At 71.5% G+C, this 17,486-nt stretch carries 18 protein-coding genes; 9 read left to right on the top strand and 9 right to left on the bottom strand.

All coding sequences use genetic code 11. The features are described from left to right. Positions 1–76 precede the first annotated feature (76 nt). The 3 genes from ACIP37_RS37000 to ACIP37_RS37010 all read right to left on the bottom strand — a co-directional run bounded on the left by ACIP37_RS37000 (position 77) and on the right by ACIP37_RS37010 (position 2,026). Positions 77–1,024, bottom strand: a complete 948-nt coding sequence (locus ACIP37_RS37000) for a hypothetical protein (RefSeq protein WP_400812501.1) — start codon at positions 1,022–1,024, stop codon at positions 77–79. A gap of 90 nt (positions 1,025–1,114) precedes the next feature. After that, positions 1,115–1,465 carry a hypothetical protein gene (locus ACIP37_RS37005; protein ID WP_400812499.1) on the bottom strand — a complete coding sequence of 117 codons (351 nt, stop codon included), beginning with the start codon at positions 1,463–1,465 and terminating at the stop codon, positions 1,115–1,117. 183 nt (positions 1,466–1,648) lie between these two features. Continuing rightward, positions 1,649–2,026: a hypothetical protein gene (locus tag ACIP37_RS37010; protein WP_363588957.1), complete on the bottom strand. Its 378-nt coding sequence runs from the start codon at positions 2,024–2,026 to the stop codon at positions 1,649–1,651. A 130-nt stretch (positions 2,027–2,156) separates the two neighbouring features. On the opposite strand from ACIP37_RS37010, the gene ACIP37_RS37015 reads away from it, so the two are divergent. Further along, the gene (locus ACIP37_RS37015; protein WP_363588955.1) at positions 2,157–2,516 is read left to right on the top strand and encodes a hypothetical protein; all 360 of its coding nucleotides are present in this window, start codon (positions 2,157–2,159) and stop codon (positions 2,514–2,516) included. Positions 2,517–2,525: 9 nt separating this feature from the next. On the opposite strand, the gene ACIP37_RS37020 is transcribed toward ACIP37_RS37015, so the two are convergent. Next, positions 2,526–3,322 (bottom strand): IS5 family transposase gene (locus tag ACIP37_RS37020; RefSeq protein ID WP_400812503.1). Its coding sequence is split into 2 segments (ribosomal slippage): positions 2,526–2,986 and positions 2,986–3,322, totalling 798 coding nucleotides; the frame shifts between segments, so codons are not numbered across the junction. Between the two features lie 133 nt (positions 3,323–3,455). On the opposite strand from ACIP37_RS37020, the gene ACIP37_RS37025 reads away from it, so the two are divergent. Beyond that, on the top strand, positions 3,456–3,641 hold the full coding sequence (locus ACIP37_RS37025; RefSeq protein WP_363588953.1) for a hypothetical protein: 186 nt from the start codon (positions 3,456–3,458) through the stop codon (positions 3,639–3,641). 344 nt (positions 3,642–3,985) lie between these two features. Here ACIP37_RS37025 and ACIP37_RS37030 read toward each other — a convergent pair whose 3' ends face one another. Beyond that, positions 3,986–4,465 carry a hypothetical protein gene (locus tag ACIP37_RS37030; RefSeq protein ID WP_400812496.1) on the bottom strand — a complete coding sequence of 160 codons (480 nt, stop codon included), beginning with the start codon at positions 4,463–4,465 and terminating at the stop codon, positions 3,986–3,988. Positions 4,466–4,705: 240 nt separating this feature from the next. Here ACIP37_RS37030 and ACIP37_RS37035 point away from each other — a divergent pair, with 240 nt between their 5' ends. Further along, complete coding sequence (locus tag ACIP37_RS37035) at positions 4,706–4,996, top strand: hypothetical protein (RefSeq protein WP_400812494.1); 291 nt, start codon at positions 4,706–4,708, stop codon at positions 4,994–4,996. Between the two features lie 212 nt (positions 4,997–5,208). On the opposite strand, the gene ACIP37_RS37040 is transcribed toward ACIP37_RS37035, so the two are convergent. Then, on the bottom strand, positions 5,209–5,931 hold the full coding sequence (locus ACIP37_RS37040; protein ID WP_363588947.1) for a hypothetical protein: 723 nt from the start codon (positions 5,929–5,931) through the stop codon (positions 5,209–5,211). Beyond that, positions 5,928–6,161 carry a hypothetical protein gene (locus ACIP37_RS37045; RefSeq protein WP_363588945.1) on the bottom strand — a complete coding sequence of 78 codons (234 nt, stop codon included), beginning with the start codon at positions 6,159–6,161 and terminating at the stop codon, positions 5,928–5,930. Before ACIP37_RS37045 ends, ACIP37_RS37040 begins: the two co-directional genes overlap by 4 nt. A gap of 708 nt (positions 6,162–6,869) precedes the next feature. On the opposite strand from ACIP37_RS37045, the gene ACIP37_RS37050 reads away from it, so the two are divergent. The 3 genes from ACIP37_RS37050 (at position 6,870) to ACIP37_RS37060 (ending at position 10,341) form a co-directional block, all read left to right on the top strand. Then, on the top strand, positions 6,870–7,025 hold the full coding sequence (locus ACIP37_RS37050) for a hypothetical protein (protein WP_331742852.1): 156 nt from the start codon (positions 6,870–6,872) through the stop codon (positions 7,023–7,025). 165 nt (positions 7,026–7,190) lie between these two features. After that, on the top strand, positions 7,191–8,423 hold the full coding sequence (locus ACIP37_RS37055; protein WP_363588943.1) for a JmjC domain-containing protein: 1,233 nt from the start codon (positions 7,191–7,193) through the stop codon (positions 8,421–8,423). Positions 8,424–8,616: 193 nt separating this feature from the next. Further along, a complete protein-coding gene (locus tag ACIP37_RS37060) occupies positions 8,617–10,341 on the top strand; it encodes an ABC transporter ATP-binding protein (RefSeq protein WP_363588968.1) in 1,725 nt (574 codons plus the stop codon). 31 nt (positions 10,342–10,372) lie between these two features. On the opposite strand, the gene ACIP37_RS37065 is transcribed toward ACIP37_RS37060, so the two are convergent. Next, positions 10,373–10,891 (bottom strand): GNAT family N-acetyltransferase, encoded by a 519-nt coding sequence (locus tag ACIP37_RS37065; protein WP_363632588.1) that lies wholly within the window; start codon positions 10,889–10,891, stop codon positions 10,373–10,375. Between the two features lie 64 nt (positions 10,892–10,955). Here ACIP37_RS37065 and ACIP37_RS37070 point away from each other — a divergent pair, with 64 nt between their 5' ends. Further along, entirely contained in the window at positions 10,956–11,576 is a 621-nt protein-coding gene (locus tag ACIP37_RS37070; protein WP_363632589.1) for a helix-turn-helix domain-containing protein, read from the top strand. 276 nt (positions 11,577–11,852) lie between these two features. After that, the gene (locus tag ACIP37_RS37075; RefSeq protein ID WP_363632591.1) at positions 11,853–14,042 is read left to right on the top strand and encodes a WD40 repeat domain-containing protein; all 2,190 of its coding nucleotides are present in this window, start codon (positions 11,853–11,855) and stop codon (positions 14,040–14,042) included. Between the two features lie 50 nt (positions 14,043–14,092). On the opposite strand, the gene ACIP37_RS37080 is transcribed toward ACIP37_RS37075, so the two are convergent. Next, positions 14,093–15,655: a PucR family transcriptional regulator gene (locus tag ACIP37_RS37080; RefSeq protein ID WP_363632593.1), complete on the bottom strand. Its 1,563-nt coding sequence runs from the start codon at positions 15,653–15,655 to the stop codon at positions 14,093–14,095. A 255-nt stretch (positions 15,656–15,910) separates the two neighbouring features. On the opposite strand from ACIP37_RS37080, the gene ACIP37_RS37085 reads away from it, so the two are divergent. Next, positions 15,911–17,395, top strand: coding sequence for a sodium:solute symporter (locus ACIP37_RS37085; protein WP_363620564.1), 1,485 nt, complete (start codon positions 15,911–15,913; stop codon positions 17,393–17,395). The last annotated feature ends 91 nt before the right edge of the window (positions 17,396–17,486 follow it).

A 17,486-nucleotide genomic window follows, 5' to 3' on the forward strand; every position in this document is an offset into this window, starting at 1 on the left:
CGGACCCGGCCGCCACGAGATCCTGAAAACGAGTCCGTGCCGCAAGAACCAAAGCCGGACAGTTGGGGGGAATCCCCTATCGAACACCCTCTGAGGCGGGGACTGCGTGGATGGCGGCCAGGGCGATGGCGAGGCGTGCGAACGGGGTGGCGGCCTGGTCGAGCACGCCAGCCAGCAGGTCGGAGGGGACCGGACGTGGAAGGCCGGTCACGTCGCCCACGGGCAGGTGGCGGGCCAGGTCGCGGAAGACCAATCGCTCGCGCTTGAGCGCCCGGAACAGGCTGCGCAGTGCGATGGCGAGCTGGCGTCGGGCGGTACCGCCGAGGCTGTCCAGCGCGTCCTGGAGGTGGTCCGCGGTGACTTCCCGAAGGGTCGTCATGCCGCCCGCCGTCCACGCGGTGAGGACCGGCCGCAGGTAGCCCCGGTAGCTGCGGATGCTCTCCCAGCTACGCGGTTCGTTCTCCCGGGGACCCCGGCCGCGCAGCACCTGCGCCCATGCGCCGACCTCCTCAGCGACGGGTCGCGGCAGTGTGGCCAGCACCCTCTCGATCCAGACCAGGTCGCGGTCGCGGTGCATCCCGGGATCGTCGACGAGCAGGCCGCGAGCGCGCAGGAACTGGCAGACGGGCTTGGCCGCGAGGTGCTCGTCCAGGCGGGCCAGGTCGTGGACGTCCCGCTCGTGGAAGGCGTTCTCGACTCCGAGCCAGTAGGCCAGGATCGTGAGGGTGCGGATGTTCTTGCGGAAGCCCGACTCCTTCTGGTCACGGCGAAGCTCGGCGAAGTCCTCCACCAGCGCGGTGGCCGCACCGGTCAGCGGCAGTTCGCCCCAGGGCCGACTGCGCAGCCGGGCCAGCACCGGGGACCAGTCGCGGCGCATCGTGAACAGGGCCTCCTGCCCCCGGCAGAGCGTCGTCGCGGGCGTCGCGTCCACGGGCACCGGCCAGTGCTCGCCGGCCTTCGGCTGCGGGCCCGGTCCGCCCGGGCCGGTAGGCAGGTGGATCACCAACTGCGTGGCGGCAGGCACGCTCAGGTCGTCGCGGTGAGGGTGGCAGGCGCGGCAGTGGCCGGCGCCCAGCGCAAGCCCTTCGCGGCGGCAGCGCGCGCACTGTCCCGGCTACCGGTGGCGGCGTCTGCTCCAGTTCCGGCACGGGTCGCAGCGAAATGCCGCGTGCTCGCCCCCGGGCATCCAGGTGTTGCAGTCGCGGCACGAGCGCGGTGCGAGCCGCGGGTCGGGAAGGGACTCGTCGGCCAGCAGGCCGGCGCCCAGGAGGACCAGGCAGACCACGTCGGCGAACTTCGGCAGCTCCCTCAGCAGCCGCCCTGAGGTGGGCTTGGCGCCTTCGGCCTCGCGCACCGCCAGGGCGAGCCGGACCATCTCGGCGACCTGGCAGCGCCAGGCGTTGCTCATGCGGCGCTCGGCCACCAACGCCAGCAGCGCCGGTTCGGCCCGGTCCCAGCCGGACAACTGCCGGACAACTGCCGGACGGCGATGGCGCGGGCCGTATCGCGAGTGAGGGTGCGCGCCATGGTGAACAGGGGAATCTGGCCCCACGCCTGCGGCTCCAGCACGGCCGACTGGTCGGGCCCGACCGTGCGCTGCCTGTTCAGCTTGCGCTTCCACCCGGAGTTCACCCAGCGCCCGCCGCCCTCAAAGCGCACGATCTTGCGGGCCTGGGCCGCGTAGCGGTGTGTGCCGACGATGAGCTGGAGCGGGCGCGGCCGGGCACCCGGGACGCCCAGGGCCCAGGGATGAGAGCTGCCATGGCACCGTGCCGTAGTACTCGCAGACCTCGATCACCGGCTTGATCAGCCCGTCCAGGGTCTTCGGCTCCAGGCCGGCCGCGTCGCGTGCCCACTGGTACTCGGACAGGGTGTCGAGGAAGAAGCTCTCCTCGTCCTGCACCGAGATCCGGGCCTGGCGCCGCCGCTGGAGCGTGACAACGTCCGCCAGGCCGGACTCGACCGAGACCGCCGCCGGGTCGACCGGGACGGCCGAGTCCGGGGCGGGCCGCACGAGCGTCAGCACGCGAGTTTCGGAATCTGCCACGAGCCAGCAAATTACGGGACACACTGACAGATTCTGCGAGTTACCGCTGGAATCTCACACGATCGAGCGACGCCCCGGTAACCCCGCTCCTACCTGCTGAGATGCCGCGATGGTGCTCGCGAGCAGCCAGCGGGAACCCGCTCGTACTCCACTAGGCCTGCACCTCGGCGGTCGCTTCTCCCTAGACGGCGACGACTCCCCAATCCCGGACTACTACCGCGGCTCCAGCACGAGCGTCCTCAAGCAGCTCGCCACCCTCCTCGGCACCGGCGGGCCCGGCCTTTCCGACGAGGCCCTGCCGCGCGTGCAGGCGTGGTGGACCTGGCGTCTGGCCGCCGTGACGAGCGCGACCGAGCCGGACGGGCGCACCGAGCTGATCGACACCCTCCCGGCCCTAGCCGCCAGCGGCCGCTTCCCAGACGAGTGGATCCTCCAGCAGTTCCACGTCCTGCTGGACGCCAGCGGCTAAGAAGTCATCTCATTTGGGGATCCTCCGGAGGCAAATGAGGGCTGCGGCGATGCTGGCGAAGGCGGCGAAGTGGTCGGCCTTGCGTTCGTAGCGGCGGTGCAGTCGACGGAAGCCGCCGAGCCAGGCGACGGTGCGCTCGATGACCCAACGGTGGCGGCCGAGGCTTTGGGAGGACTCGACGCCTCGGCGGGCGATGCGGGCGGGGATCTGGCGTCGTCGCAGGTAGGAGCGGATGAAGCGGTGGTCATAGGCTTTGTCGCCGTGCGGCTTGCCGGGCCTGCGTCGCCTCGGTCCGCGCCGCGAGCGGATCGGCGGGATCGCATCGACGAGCGGGATCAGGGCCTGGCTGTCATGGACGTTGGCTCCGGAGATCGCCAGCGACAGAGGCAAACCGGTACGTTCCGTCAGCAAGTGGATCTTCGACCCGTACTTGCCCCGATCGACAGGATTCGGACCCGTCAACTCCCCTTTTTCAGAGCCCGCATGTTCACCGAGTCGATGGCGCACCGCGACCAGTCCAAGTCGCCCCGCGCGCCGAGCTCGTCCAGGGCGACCCGGTGGAGCTTGGCCCACACTCGAGCCCTGCTCCACTCGGTGAAGCGGCGATGGGCGGTGGGCCCGGACGGACCGAAGCAGGGCGGCAGTTGCGCCCAGGTGCATCCCGAGGTGGCCACGAACACGATCGCCGCCAGCACTTCGCGGTCCCCGTATCGGCGTCGGCCACCGCCCTGCGGCCGACTCGGCGCCGCCGGCACCACCAACTGGAACAGCTCCCACAGCTCATCCGGCACCAAGCGCTCCACGATCGTCACGCGAGCAGCCTACAAGGCCAAATGAGATCACTTCTAACTGCGCACCGACTCCACGACGTTCACCTACCTCACTCGCGCCGCCGACGCCCACACCGAGCAGGTCCTGCTCCTCCTCAAAGACTGGATCATGACCCTCGGCCCCTACGACCAGACGCCCCGCTACCGGGAAGCCGACATCCGCACTCTGCTGCGCACCGGTCTGGCCGATCCGAAGTGGGCCCAGTTGGCGGAAGAGATCATCAACCGCGCAGCGACCCGAGGGCACAGCCAGTTCCGCGGGCTCCTCCAGGCATCTGGAGACGCCAGCGAGTAGGCCGCTGAACCTGAGCGGGAGGACGGTTGAGACCGGCGGTCGGGCCAAGCCAGTACCCACGGCGGTGCGAGCGTGGTCTCGACGTCGACCTGGATGTCGCCTGGGAGCACACGCTCACCGTGATCCCGTAAGGACCGAGTTCCCGCCCCGGATCTGGCTGAACGGTCGGGGCTGCGAGCCCCGGGCGTACCGCGTCTGGGCGCGCAGGACGCCGGGCGGCCTACGCGGCATCGCCCTTTCTGAGGGAGGTCATGGGCTCACCCTGCCACGCCGCGTGCCGACGCGCTCCCGGGTTTCCCGGCCGGGAAACCCGGGAGCGTGGACTGCGGACTACTGGCTACGGGCTACGGGTTGGGGATGCTGCAGTTGCTGTCCTGTGGGCCCGCCAGGGAGGCGCCGTTGGAGTAGTCGTGCTGGGTGCTGTAGGCGGGGCAGATCTGGTCGAGCGACGCGATGGCCGTCCAGATGTCCGGGGAAGTGGCGTGGATGTTGACGTAGCCGTAGACGTCCTTGCTGCTCTGGTCCCCGATGGTCGCCTGACCGGTGTAGCCGTTGCTCGCCATCAGGTACACCTTGACCTGGGAGCCGTTTCCCTGGAAGCCGCCGGACCACTGAAAGTGGGCGATCGCCGTCCGGCTACAGCTGTCGTACTGCTGCTCGACCTGGCCGACGTAGACGCCATTGTTGTAGATGTTGCCCGGGAGGCCTTGGTCGCTCACCCCGCAGGCGAGACGCGGAGCCGGGGCGGCCGAGGCGTCGGTGCTCATCGTGAGCGCGACGGTCGTCGCGAGGGTGACCGTGGCGACGGCGTGGCGAATACGCATTGGGTGTTCCCCCTGGAGTCGGTCCCACGGCCGGAGCGGCCGGGGTTCGAGGGGAGCGTAGGCAGGCGCCGAGGAGGCGACGTAGGCACGTTCAGGCCAAAGCCCTTAATTGGGCCGCTAGTTGAGAGGGATTTACCACTCCGCTGGCGGACGGATGACGGGAGTTGGGATCCCGGCCACCCGCCCGTCGTGTAGCCCTACGCCCCGGCGGGGCGGGTGAAGCCGTAGGAGCGCTCGACCTTGGCAACGCGGAGGGAGCAGGCGGGCCCGGACGGCCTGGGCCTGGCGTGGGAGCGGCGCTGGCGATCGTTCCCGCAGCTGCTGGTGGTCCTGGCCGGCGTGGCGGCGGCCGGGGTTCGCGGCGCGGTGGCGGACCTGTGGCTGACCGCCGAGGAGAACCCGGCCACCGCCGAGCTGCTCACCGCCGAGCCGCCGCAGCGCGCGAGGTCGAGGTGGGAGCCGCAGCAGGGACTGCTGCGGTCCGGTCAAGGTCGTAGCGCACGGCGCGGGTGCGCAGAGCGGGCCTGGTGATGCCGCGCAGGGCGTCATGGTAGGCGTGCTCGATGAAATGCCAGCCGCGGAGGACGAGGCGGTGGTCAAGTTCGCGGTGGCGCTGGAGGAACTACTGGTAGAAGACACTGTTCCGGGAAGAGACGGTCATGGTGACCTGTTGTCCGTCGACGACACGCAGGCCGCCGTAGACCCGGGTCTTCTCCGGGCCGCGGCTGCAGTCCAGCTCAGCCTTACGGGACCTTCGTCACCGCGACGCCGTTGACGAACACCGTGACGTCCTGCGGCGCCCGGCGCAGGATCTGCAGGACGTCGGGGGGCATCGGCCCGGACCAGGTGACGGAGACGACTTGGTGCTCCTCGTCGACGGTGACAGACGGAGCCGGGCCGGTCTGGTGGTGCTCGTGGGCGAGTTGCCGGACGAAGTCGCCGAAAGGCACAACGGGGGGCGGGTCGGGCAGGGTGAGCGGCTGGTGGGTGTTGTGGACGACGATCTGGCCAGGGAAGGCCTCCTCGAAGGCATGCTGGGCCCTGGCCTGGTCGCCGATGACGCCCGCGCGCACCCGGTGGTCGGGCATCTGGTCGACCATGTAGACGGCGAAACCGTCGCCCCGGACGGTGCGGGCGTAGCGGTCGGCTCCGGGGTGCGCACGGTTGCCTTGTTCGATGCCGGGATCGAGGTGACAGGTGTGGAGGGTGACGTGGCGTCCGGTGGCTTTCTGGAGTTCGCGGCTGGCCTTCTGGTGGTCGCCGATGATGTCCGCGTCCAGGCCTTCGGCGGTGAGGCCGATGTTGCAGACGTGGTAAGTGTTGCCGCCCATGCGGGAGGCCAGGGTGAGGATTTCGTCGTCGCCGGGGTGGGTGGTGGCGGCGGCGAGCATGGTGATGGTGGCGCCGATGCCGACGGCGACCGCGGTGGCGGTGGCGGTGAACAGGGTTCTGGTGGTACGCCTCATGCGAGTGAGATCCCGAACTTGTTGGTGATGGCGCCGATCGGCGCGTAGGAGACCCCCGAGTAGCAGGTCGGCTTCCAGCCGGCGGCGGTGTCGGTGCCCCACTTGCAGGCGACGGGCTCTCCGGCGGATCCGACGATGATGCCCTTGGCGGCCGAACAGCGTCGCCCACCGGGTAGGGGGCAAGGACAATCGGTGTCGGCACTCCGGCCGACCGACTGACGGATCGCCACAAACACACTCTGTCAAACGGGTTCGGCACCCGACGCCGCCGCGGTGGACGTCTCCGGCCAGGAGGCGTCCACCGCGGGCGGCGGGGCAGGACCAGCGCGACGATCTCCTCCCTGGGGCCGGCTGCCACGGACGAGACGACGTCACCCAGGAGCGCGCTGCCTCCGCTGCCGCCACACTGCGGTGGACGCCGTCCGGCCGGAACACGATCACCGCTTCGGCCGGACGGCGCGCGGGAAGCCGGGCGTAGTACGCCAGTTGTAGATCGCGACCTTGCCCATTGGCGGCCCTCAAGGGCCAGTCGGGACACCAAGCTGCCCGTCCCGTTGGTGACAGGGCGAAGCCATTCTGCGGGGTGCCCCGTACCAGCAGGATGGTGATCACCGGCGCGGGGCGAGGACGACTCCCCCGGACGAACGCCGTGCCGACGGGGTTCGCGGTAGGTAGAGGCTCCGTATCCGGACCCGCCCGTACCGCGCCGATGCTCCGCCGCGCACAGCCGGGCGGACGACAACCGGCCTGCTCGCAGGATCGTCCGGAGTCCGGCCGGGCTCGGCGCGGACAACCTCGGATCCCGCTCTTCCCCCTCTGTTGTCCGCGGCCACCTCGGGTTGTCCGCCACTCACCTGGGCCTTCACGCCCTCCTGTAGACGGACAATCACTGCGGATCCCACGCTGGAGATTCCACCGGCTCTCAGAAGGGAGTTCCTTTGACACACAGCCTCGACCCGGCCGACATCGTCGTCGTGCGCGCTCCGGACGTGGAAACGGCCATCACGCCCGATGACATCAGCTTCGGGCCCGCGGACGACAACAACAACAACGACTCCGGTCATAAGGACTTTTTCATCGACGACACCGACTGACCTCGCCTGAGCAGAGCCCGCCCGAGAAGTCTCACGGGCCGGGGAGGGGCCGCGCTCCCGGCGCGCCCCCTCCCCGAAGGACAGCAAGAACGCCAAGGAAGACATGGCTGCCGGTTACCGCGTCAGCAGAGCCGGCCGACCTCTGTTAGGAGACACGAGATCTCGATGACTTCTCTGACGGACCGGGTGGGGGCCGAGCCCGAAGACGGGCCTTCCTTCGGCCTCTCCCGCCTTCTCCACCCGGTCTCCCTTCCGACGTTCCGCGACGAGTACTGGGAGCGGCGGCCACTGCACATCCCGAGGAACGACCCCGAGCACTTCGCGGATCTCCTGACGCTCGACGACGTGGACCGGGTGCTGGGCCAGTCCGGTCCGGACTTCGGGAACGTCCGGGTCATCCGCGAGGGCAAGGAGACCCCGGTGTCCGAGCTGGGCGCCCCCGGCCGCAACATGACCGCCAGCCGGCTGGAGGCGCTGTACGAGCGGTACCGGTCCGGCTCGACCGTCATCCTGAACGCCCTCGAACGCCGCTGGGAGCCGTTGGCGCGCTTCACCTCGATGCTGAGCGCCGAGGTCAACGCCAGGTTCCAGGTGAACGTGTACCTCACCCCCGGCGGGCAGGCCCGCGGATTCGACCCGCACTACGACAGCCACGACGTGATCGTGATGCAGGCGTACGGCAGCAAGCGCTGGCGGCTGTACGGGGCACCGTACGCGCTGCCGTTGGAGGGTCAGAGGTACGACCACTCCGGCGAGGTGCCGGAGGTCGAGGAGGAGTTCGACCTCCAGCCGGGCAGCCTCCTCTACCTGCCCCGTGGCACCATCCACGCCGCGACGTCCAACGACGCCGCGTCGATGCACCTCACCTTCGGTGTCCACCCGGTCCTTATACCCGCGCTGATCAGCGACGCGGTCCGGGAGGTCTTCGAGGGGGACGAGCGGTTCCGCAGGAGCATGCCCATCGGATTCGCCAACGACAAGCACCTCCAGGAGCAGGCCGAGGACGTCTTCGCCGAGCTGATCGATGCGCTCGCCGCCCGGCTCTCGCCCCAGGAGATGACGGCCAGGGCCGTGAAGCAGACGACCTCGCTCGCTCCGGTGACGCTCCGCGGTCACCTGGGCGACCTGGAGAGCCTGCCGCGGCTGAACCTCGACACCCGGGTGCGGCGTCGTCCGGGTCTGCGGTGGAGCGTGGCACTCGGCGAGGAGGTCGTCGAGCTCGAGTTCCACAGCAAGACCATCCAGCTGCCGGTCCACGTGGCCGATGAAGTCAGGTTCGTGACGGAGAGCGACGGTCAGGGGTTCACCGCCGGCTCGATCCCCGGCGGCCTGGACCAGCCGGGCTGCCTGCTGCTCGTGCGCACGCTGGTCCGCGAAGGATTCCTCACCCTGTCCTGACGGACGGACGGACGGACGGGTGCCGGGCCGGGCCGGGCGGCGCCGGCCGGTCCGGCATGACGACTCACGCAGATCCTCCCGGTGCCCCGGCCCGCGGGCCGGGGCACCTGACGGACGCGTCCGACGGAGAGAAGGGAGGAGCCCCGTGGCCGGAGAACGGAAGAACAGGCGGCACGCTCCACTGGTCAGAGCCATGGGCCTGTTCGTGCCGCACCGGCTCCGGCTCGGCGCCGTGCTGCTGCTGGTCGCGGCCGGATCGCTGGCCGCGATCGCACCGCCGTTCATGCTGCGGCAGATCTTCGACGTCGCGCTGCCCCAGGGCCGGCTCGGACTGCTGACCGGGCTGGCCGCCGGGATGCTCGCCCTGGTGGTGGCCAGCACGTCCGCCGGAGTGCTCCAGGCCTACCTGTTGGTCACGCTGGGGCAGCGGGTGATGGACGACCTGCGCACCGCGGTCTACACGCATCTGCAGCGGATGTCCCTGTCCTTCTTCACGGCGACCCGCACGGGCGAGGTGCAGTCCCGGATCGCCAATGACATCGGAGCCATGCAGTCGACGGTGACCGGCGCGGCCGCCACGATCGTCGCCAGTGCCACCACGGTGGTGGCCACGTTGCTGGCGATGCTCTCCCTGAACTGGCAGTTGACGGCGGTGTCCCTGGGGGTGCTCCCGTTCTTCGTCGGGATCAGCCGCAGGGTCGGCGCGGAGCGGCGCGGGATCGTCGAGCAGCAACAGAGCCTGCTCGCCGTGATGTTCAGCCTGATCGAGGAGTCGCTGTCGGTCAGCGGCTTCCTGTTGGGCCGCACGATGGGGCGCACCGACACGCTCGTCAAGGAGTTCGCTGGGCGGTCGCGGGACCTCGCCGATCTGACCGTCCGGTCCTCGATGGCCGGACGATGGCGCCAGTCCATCATCTCGATCATCGTGGCCGCGATGCCGATAGCGTTCTACTGGACGGCCGGAATCGTCGGTGGGTACGGTGGCCCGACCATATCCGTGGGTACCGTCGTCGCGTTCACCGCTCTCCAACAGGGCCTCTTCGGGCCGGTCATGACCCTGTTGCAGACCGGCATCGGCATCCAGAGCTCCATGGTCCTGTTCGACCGGGTCTTCGAGTACCTGGACCTCGAGGTCGACGTCGCGGAGCCCAGGGATCCCGTTCCGCTCACCGGGCGCCACGGACACGTCCGCTTCGAGCAGGTGAGCTTCTCCTACCCGGCTTCGGGGCCCGTCCTCCGGGGGGTCGACTTCGATCTGCCGGCCGGTGAGAAGCTGGCGGTCATCGGCGCCACCGGCGCGGGCAAGACCACCCTCGGCCATCTGGTTCCGCGTCTCTACGACGTCACGGGCGGACGGATCACCATCGACGGCGTCGACATCCGTGACCTCAGCTTCGCCACCCTTGCCGAGACGGTCGGCATCGTCCTGCAGGACACCCACCTCTTCCACACGACCGTGGCCGACAACCTGCGGTTCGCCAAGCCCGGAGCGACCGCGAGTGAGCTGGCGGCCGCCGCCGAAGCCGCTCAGATCCATGAACTGATCGAGAGCCTGCCGAAGGGGTACGAGACGATCGTGGGCGAGCGCGGGTACCGGTTCTCCGGCGGCGAGAAACAGCGCCTGGCGATCGCCCGGACCATGCTGAGGAATCCGCCGGTCCTCGTCCTGGACGAGGCCACCAGCGCACTGGACACGATCACCGAGAAGGCGGTCCAGCGAGCACTGGAGGCGCTCTCCGCGGGCCGTACCACGATCACGATCGCCCACCGGTTGTCCACGGTCCGGCATGCCGACCGGATCATCGTTCTGGACGGCGGCCGGGTCGTCGAGTCGGGCACGCACGCGGACCTTCTCGCCCGCGCCGGACGGTACGCGGAGCTCTGCCGGGCGAGCGGCTCCCTCGGCCCGAAGCCCTGAAGGACGGAAGTCGCCTACGCCAGACGCCCGCTCAGAGCCGCAGGTCCATCCGCTGCTCGACCGTGTCCAGGCCGAACTTGCGGGCGGAACGGGAGACGGTGAGCTCGAAACCGGCCTTCGCGTACAGGTGGTGGGCGGCGTCGAGGCCCGCGATGGTCCAGAGCAGCACGCCCTCGTACGCACGGGCGCGGGCCTCGTCCAGGGCGGTCTCCAGCAGCCGGCCGCCCAGGCCCCGGCCCCGGGCGACCGGGTCGAGGAGCACCCACCGCAGCTGGCCCCAGCCCGGGCGTTCGTCCGCCCGGACGAGGCCGGTGGCGCCGACCACGCGGCCGTCGAGCTCGGCGACCCACAGACGACCGGGCGCCGCACCGCCCTCGCGGGCCCGGGCGAGGACCAACTCGGCCATCCCGGAGGCGACATAGGCCTCCATGGTCTCGTCCGTGCCGTACTCGCGGGCGTAGAGGACACCGTGCAGGGCGGCGACGGTGCCGAGGTCTCCGGGGCAGACGGCCTCGCGGACGGTCGCGAATCCGGGTGCGGTGGCGGCCATGGTGGCATCCCTTCCAGGAGGGCACTTCCACTGAAACAGTCGTTTCAGTGGAACGATAGACCACGTGTCCACCCCCACCCCCGCAGATGCGCGCTCCCGCCCGTCGCGGCGCCGCGAGGAGATCCTCGCCGCGACCGTCCGCTACGTCGCCGAGCACAACGTGTCCGACCTCTCGCTGCGCCCGCTGGCGGCCGAGATCGGCTCCAGCCCGCGGGTGCTGCTGTACCTGTTCGGGTCGAAGGAGCAGTTGGTCCGGGAGGTCCTGGCGGTCGGCCGGGCCGAGCAACTCGCGCTGCTGGAGCGCTCCGAGACCGAGGGCGGCGACGCCCGCGAGACCCTCGAACTGCTCTGGGAGTGGCTGACGAAGCCCGAGCACCGGGGCGCGCTACGCCTGTTCTTCGAGGGGTACGTCCGCGCCTTCGGCGGCTCCGGGCCCTGGCTGGACTTCGGCACCGTCTCGCTGGACGAGTGGCTGCCGCCCCTGAAACGCGCCCTGGACGGCACCGGCGCGAATCCCACCGTGGTGCTGGCCGTCCTCCGCGGCCTGCTGCTGGACCTCCTCGCCGACGGCGACGGCGATGGCGGGAGCGGGAGCGGGAGCGAGGACGGCAACGACGGTGGCGGGAACCACGCCGGCCGCGTCCACGCCGCCTGGCACGCCTTCCTCGACGCCGCCCTCGGCTGACGCCCGGCAGTCAGCCCGCGCCGCACCCGAAGGCCGGGTGCTCGCCACCTGCCAGCGGCGCCTGAGGACCTGGCGCCTGGTCGCCACTCACGCGGACAGGCCGAAGAGGACACCGGCGGAGTCCAGGCAGGGGCCTGCGTCATGGACAAGGGCGACGCCTCGTGTTCGTGTGCCGGCGCCCGCGTCCTGGCGGTGCCCTGCCCATGTGCAGGCGGGGGTCTGGCGGTCGCGCTTTCCGCGGTGCCGTGGTTGCCGGGCACGACTACTGTGCCGTTCATGTCTGACGATCTGCGGGACTTCCACCCGCGTGCTGAATCCGCCGCGGCCGTTGGGCGGTTGGCCGATCCGGGGTTCCTGGTGAACGCGGACCCGGGATCGGTGCTGGCGTTGCTGGATGCGGCGTCGGGTCCGGTGGCGCGATTGGCCGCGTCGGTGTACCGGGCCTCGACACACCTGCATCGTGACGTCACCGCGGGGGTACGCCGGCAACTGCTGGCGCTGGACGCGGCCCGTCACGGGGACCGGGAGCTGTCGGCGCGGATCACCGCGGTACCGGTGGAGGACGAACCCGCCGCACCGTGGGGCGTCGAGTGGGCCACCGGCTCCCAGCTCGACCGGTCCGTGCGTCGTATTCCGACCGCCCACACCGACGCGTTGCTGGCGGTGGCGACGGCGGTGGTCGACGGCCGCCCCGTCGCGGTCACCGGCGGTACTGACCGGAGCGTGCGGGTGTGGGACCTGACCACCGGCCGGCAGATCGGCCAACCTCTCGCCGGCCACACCGGCCAGGTGTGCTCGGTGGCGACGGCGGTGGTCGACGGCCGTCCCGTGGCGCTCATCGGCAGTGGTGACCGGACCGTGCGGGTGTGGGACCTGACCACGTGCGAGCAGATCGGCCAACCCCTCACCGGCCACACAGCTGCGGTGTCGGCGGTGGCGACGGCGGTGCTCGACGGCCGCCCCGTCGCGGTCACCGGCAGCGGCGACGTGCGGGTGTGGGACCTGACCACGCGCGAGCAGATCGGCGAGCCGCTCACCGGCCACACCCATGCTGTGTGCGCGGTGGCGACGGCGGTGCTCGACGGCCGTCCCGTCGCGGTCACCGGCAGCCACGACGAGACCGTGCGAGTGTGGGACCTGACCACGCGCGAGCAGATCGGCGAGCCGCTCACCGGCCACGAGGAGGCGGTGCGAGCGGTGGCGACGGGGGTGGTCGACGGCCGCCCCGTGGCGGTCACCGGCAGCGAGGACGAGACCGTGCGGGTATGGGACCTGACCACCGGCCGGCCGATCGGCCGACCTCTCACCGGTCACGACGGCTGGGTGCTGTCGGTGCTCACGACAACGATCGACGGCCGCCCCTGCATCGTCAGCGGAGGCGAGGACTGGACGCTCCAGGTGTGGGATCTGACCACCGGCAAGCAGATCGGCGAGCCGGTGAACGGCAACACCGACAAGGTCCGGGCGATGGCGACCGCGGTGCTGGACGGCCGTCCCCACGTGATCGCCGGCAGTCAGGACGGGATGGTGCGGGTGTGGGACCTGGCCTCGGGCGGCCAGGTTGGTGAGCCGCCCACCGGCCACACCGGCGACGTGAACGCGGTGGCGACGACAGTGGTCGACGGCCGCCCCGTGGCGATCACCGGCGGCGACGGCACGGTGCGGGTCTGGGACCTGACCACCGGCCGGCAAATCGGCCTGCATCTCACCGGCCAGGACGACTGGGTGGGGGCGGTGGCGACGGCGGTGGTCGACGGCCGCCCCGTCGCGGTCACCGGCAGCCACGTGCAGGTATGGGACCTGACCACGTGTAAGCAGATCAGCGAGCCGCTCACCGGCCACGAGGAGGGGGTGAACGCGGTGGCGACGGCAGTGGTCGACGGCCGCCCTGTAGCGATCACCGGCAGCTGGGATGACGTACGGGTCTGGGATCTGACTGCGGGTCAGCAGGTCGGCGAGCCCCTGACGGGCCACACCGGCGAAGTGAACGCGGTGGCGACGGCGGTGGTTGACGGCCGCCCCCTGGCGGTCACCGGCGGCGACGACGGCACGGTGCGGGTCTGGGACCTGACCACCGTCCAGCCGATCGGCCAACCCCTCACCGGCCACACCGACCGCGTGCTGGCGGTGGCGACGGCGGTGGTCGACGGCCGCCCCGTGGCGATCACCGGCGGCGACGACGGCTCCGTGCGAACCTGGGACCTGACCACCGCCCAGCCGATCGGCCAACCCCTCACCGGCCACACCAGCGACGTGAACGCGGTGGCGACGGCGGTGCTAGACGGCCACTCCCTGGCGGTCACCGGCGGCGACGACGGCACGGTGCGGACCTGGGACCTGACCACCGGCGACCAGGTCGGGCCGGAGCTAGTGTTCCCGCTGCCGGTCCACACGGTGGCCGTGGTGCCGGATGGCCGGTTGGTGGTGGGCTTCGGCTGGGAGGTCGCGGTGTTGGCCCGCCGCTGACCGGGCCCCGCACGAACGTCTCGCCGCCGGACGGCGGTGGCGGCCCGCGGTCAGTCCGCGCCGGGCGGGAGCCAGCGCAGGGCGAACCAGAGCTCCATCCGGACCTCCGCGTCGCCGAGGTCGACGGCGAGCAACTCGCCGACCCGGGCGATGCGTTGGCGCACGGTGTTGCGGTGGAGCTGGAGCGCCGCCGCAGTGCGGTCCCAGCTGCCGTGCAGGGCGAGCCAGGTGCGCAGGGTCTCCCGGAGCACGGCCGGCCCGGGGGTGCCCGCGGCGGCCAGCGGGGCGAAGGTGCTGCGGGCGAGGGCGGCGGCGTCCTCGGGGGCGACCAGGGTGTGGACGCTCGGCCCGACGGCCTCGCGGTGGTGGACGGCGGCGGCACCGGTGGCCAGCGCGTGACGCAGGGCCCGGTCAGCCTGGGCGTCGGCGGTCCTCAGTTCCGCCGTGGGGGCGGGCGCGCTGACGCCGAGCGTCCAGCCGAGCCGGGCGGCGGATTCGGTGTCCACGACCCGGTCCGGAGCCGCCGAGCCGGGCAGCAGCGCCCGCAGCCGGGTCCCGTCCAGGTTCAGGTGCGGTGTGCCGAGGGCGGTGCCGAGGGCGGCGAGTTGGACGGCCTCCCCGCCGCCGCCCGCCCGGCCGGTCAGCCGGCCGTGCACGACCACCCAGGCCCCGTCGGGCGGCAGCAGGGCGGCCGCCGCCTCCTCCGGTGCGGCGCCGAGCAGCAGCCGCACCAGGGCTCCCGCGCTGCGGGCGTCCGTGCCGAGCGCGTGCCGCGGGCTGGTGAGCAGCGAGAGCAGCACCACGGCCACCCCGGCCACGGACCGGTGGACGACGGTCGGCGGCTCCTCGGCGGCGGTGACGAGCGTGAGCGGGCCGCCGGAACCGTCCGAACCGGGCAGGGTCCGCACGGTCAGGTGCCGCCCGGCGTAGTGCTGGGCGGCGGCGGTCGGCGGCTGGGCGCGGCCCGCTGCGCGCGCGGTGGTCCGTTCCGCGAGGGCGCGCAGTTCAGCCGGGACCGGTACGGGCGGGCGCACTCCGGCGCTGAACAGTTCGACGCCGCGTCCGTCCAGCAGTGCCGTCCAACCGCCCAGGTGCACGGCGAGTTGCTGGACGACCGCGCGCAGCGCGTCGGGGCGGGCGGCCGCGGAGGCGAGTGCGGACTGGGCTTCGGAGATCTGCCGCAGGCCGCGGTGGGCGGCTTCGGCCATCGCCGAGTAGGCGGCCCGGCCGACGGCGACGAACGGGGTGCCGTCGGGCACCCGTAGCAGGGGCAGGTCGTGCCGGTCGCAGGCGGCGACCAGGTCGGCCGGCACCTCGTCGTAGACCGGTGCGACGCCGAAGCCGAGTGCGGCGGCGCCCGCTTCGACGACGCAGCGTACGTAGGCGTCGATGCCCTCGGCGTCCTTCGGGAGGCGGACTCCGGCGGTGAGCAGCAGTTCCCCGCCCAGCAGGTAGGGGCCGGGGTTCTCGACCTCGGTGGTGCCGACGGTGCCGATCAGCCGGTCGTCGAACGGTCCGGCGATCTGGCGCAGTCCGAGCGCGGGGTCGGCGAGCAGGACGGTCAACGGGACGGCGGGGCTGCCGGAGGCGGGAGCGGGGGCTGGGTTGGGCACGCCGGCGGCCTTTCGTCGGAGGTTTTGCACATCTGACCCCACGATATTGGATGAAACCGATACTTCTGCAGGCCAGGTGGGGCGGTTTAGGTTCAGCGCACGGCGTTTTCCTTCGGGCGCCCCCGGCTCGTCCCCCCGCTCCCCGCCTTTCCTGTGAGCCCTGCCAGTCCCGCCCGTCGCCTGCCTGTTCCCCCACCCACAGCCCTGGCCCGGCCCGCTCCCCCCAGCGCGTCCGGCCGGATCGGAGGACCCCCCATGACCCTCGACTACGTCGTGATGATCGGCTATCTGTTGGGCATCGTCGGCGTCGGCTGGTGGGGCAAGCGGCGCGCCTCCTCGAAGGCGGACTTCCTCGTCGCGGGCCGCCGTCTGGGCCCGGTGCTGTACACGGGGACGATGGCCGCCGTCGTCCTCGGCGGCGCGTCCACCATCGGCGGCGTGCGGCTCGGCTACTCCTACGGCCTGTCGGGCGCCTGGATGGTGTTCGCGATCGGGCTCGGCCTGCTGGCGCTGAGCATCCTCTTCTCCGCCCGGATCGCCCGGCTGCGGGTGTACACCGTGGCCGAGATGCTGTCGCTGCGCTACGGCGGGGCGGCGAGCGTGATCTCCGGCGTGGTCATGTGGGTCTACACCCTGATGCTGGCGGTGACCTCGACGATCGCCTACGCCAGCGTCTTCGACGTGCTGTTCGACGTGCCCCGCTGGGCGGCCGTGGTGATCGGCGGCACCATCGTGGTCGGCTACTCGGCGCTCGGAGGCATGTGGTCGATCACCCTCACCGACATGGTGCAGTTCGTGGTGAAGAGCATCGGGGTCCTGTTCCTGCTGCTGCCGGTCGCCGTCGTGAAGGCCGGCGGCCTCGCCCGGCTGAAGGCCGAACTGCCGTCCGGCTACTTCTCGTTCGGCTCGATCGGCGGCGACACCATCTTCACCTACGTGCTGATCTACACCTTCGGCATGCTGATCGGCCAGGACATCTGGCAGCGGGTGTTCACCGCCCGCACCGACCGGGTGGCCACGTACGGCGGCACGGTGGCCGGAGCCTACTGCCTGGCGTACGCCGTCGCCGGCGCGGTGATCGGGATGGCCACCAAGGCGCTCTACCCCCAACTGGCCAGCCCCGACAGCGCGTTCGCGACCATCGTGAAGAGCACGCTGCCGGCCGGGGTGCGCGGCCTGGTCCTGGCGGCGGCGCTGTCGGCGATGATGTCGACCGCGAGCGGCGCGCTGATCGCCTCCGCCACCGTGGCCAACAACGACATCTGGGCCCGGGTACGCACGCTCGTCGGCCGGGGAGGGCCAGGCGCCGCGGCCACGGACCATGACGAGGTGCGGTCCAACCGGCTGGCGATCGTGGCCCTCGGCGTGCTGTCGATCGGCGTCGCCTGCGTACTGGACGACGTGATCTCGGCGCTCACCGTCGCGTACAACCTGTTGGTCGGCGGTCTGCTGGTGCCGATCCTGGGCGGGCTGGTCTGGCGGCGCGGCAACCTGCCGGGCGCGCTCGCCGCGATGATCGCGGGCGGCGGCACCGTGATCGCGTTGATGGCCGCCAAGGGTGTCCTCGCCAACGAGCCGATCTACTTCGGCCTCGCCGTGAGCCTGGTCGCCTACCTGGCCGTCAGCCTGGCCACCCGCCCGACCGATGCCACCGTGCTGGAGCACTGGCGCGGCCGGCTCGCCGGGCAGGCAGCGACCCCGGCCGCTCCCGCCGCCACCGCCCCGGCCGCCGCGCTCTGAGAGGGTGTTCGATAGGGGATTCCCCCCAACTGTCCGGCTTTGGTTCTTGCGGCACGGACTCGTTTTCAGGATCTCGTGGCGGCCGGGTCCG

Source organism: Kitasatospora sp. NPDC088861 (assembly GCF_044750105.1).
Taxonomy (GTDB): Bacteria; Actinomycetota; Actinomycetes; order Streptomycetales; family Streptomycetaceae; genus Kitasatospora.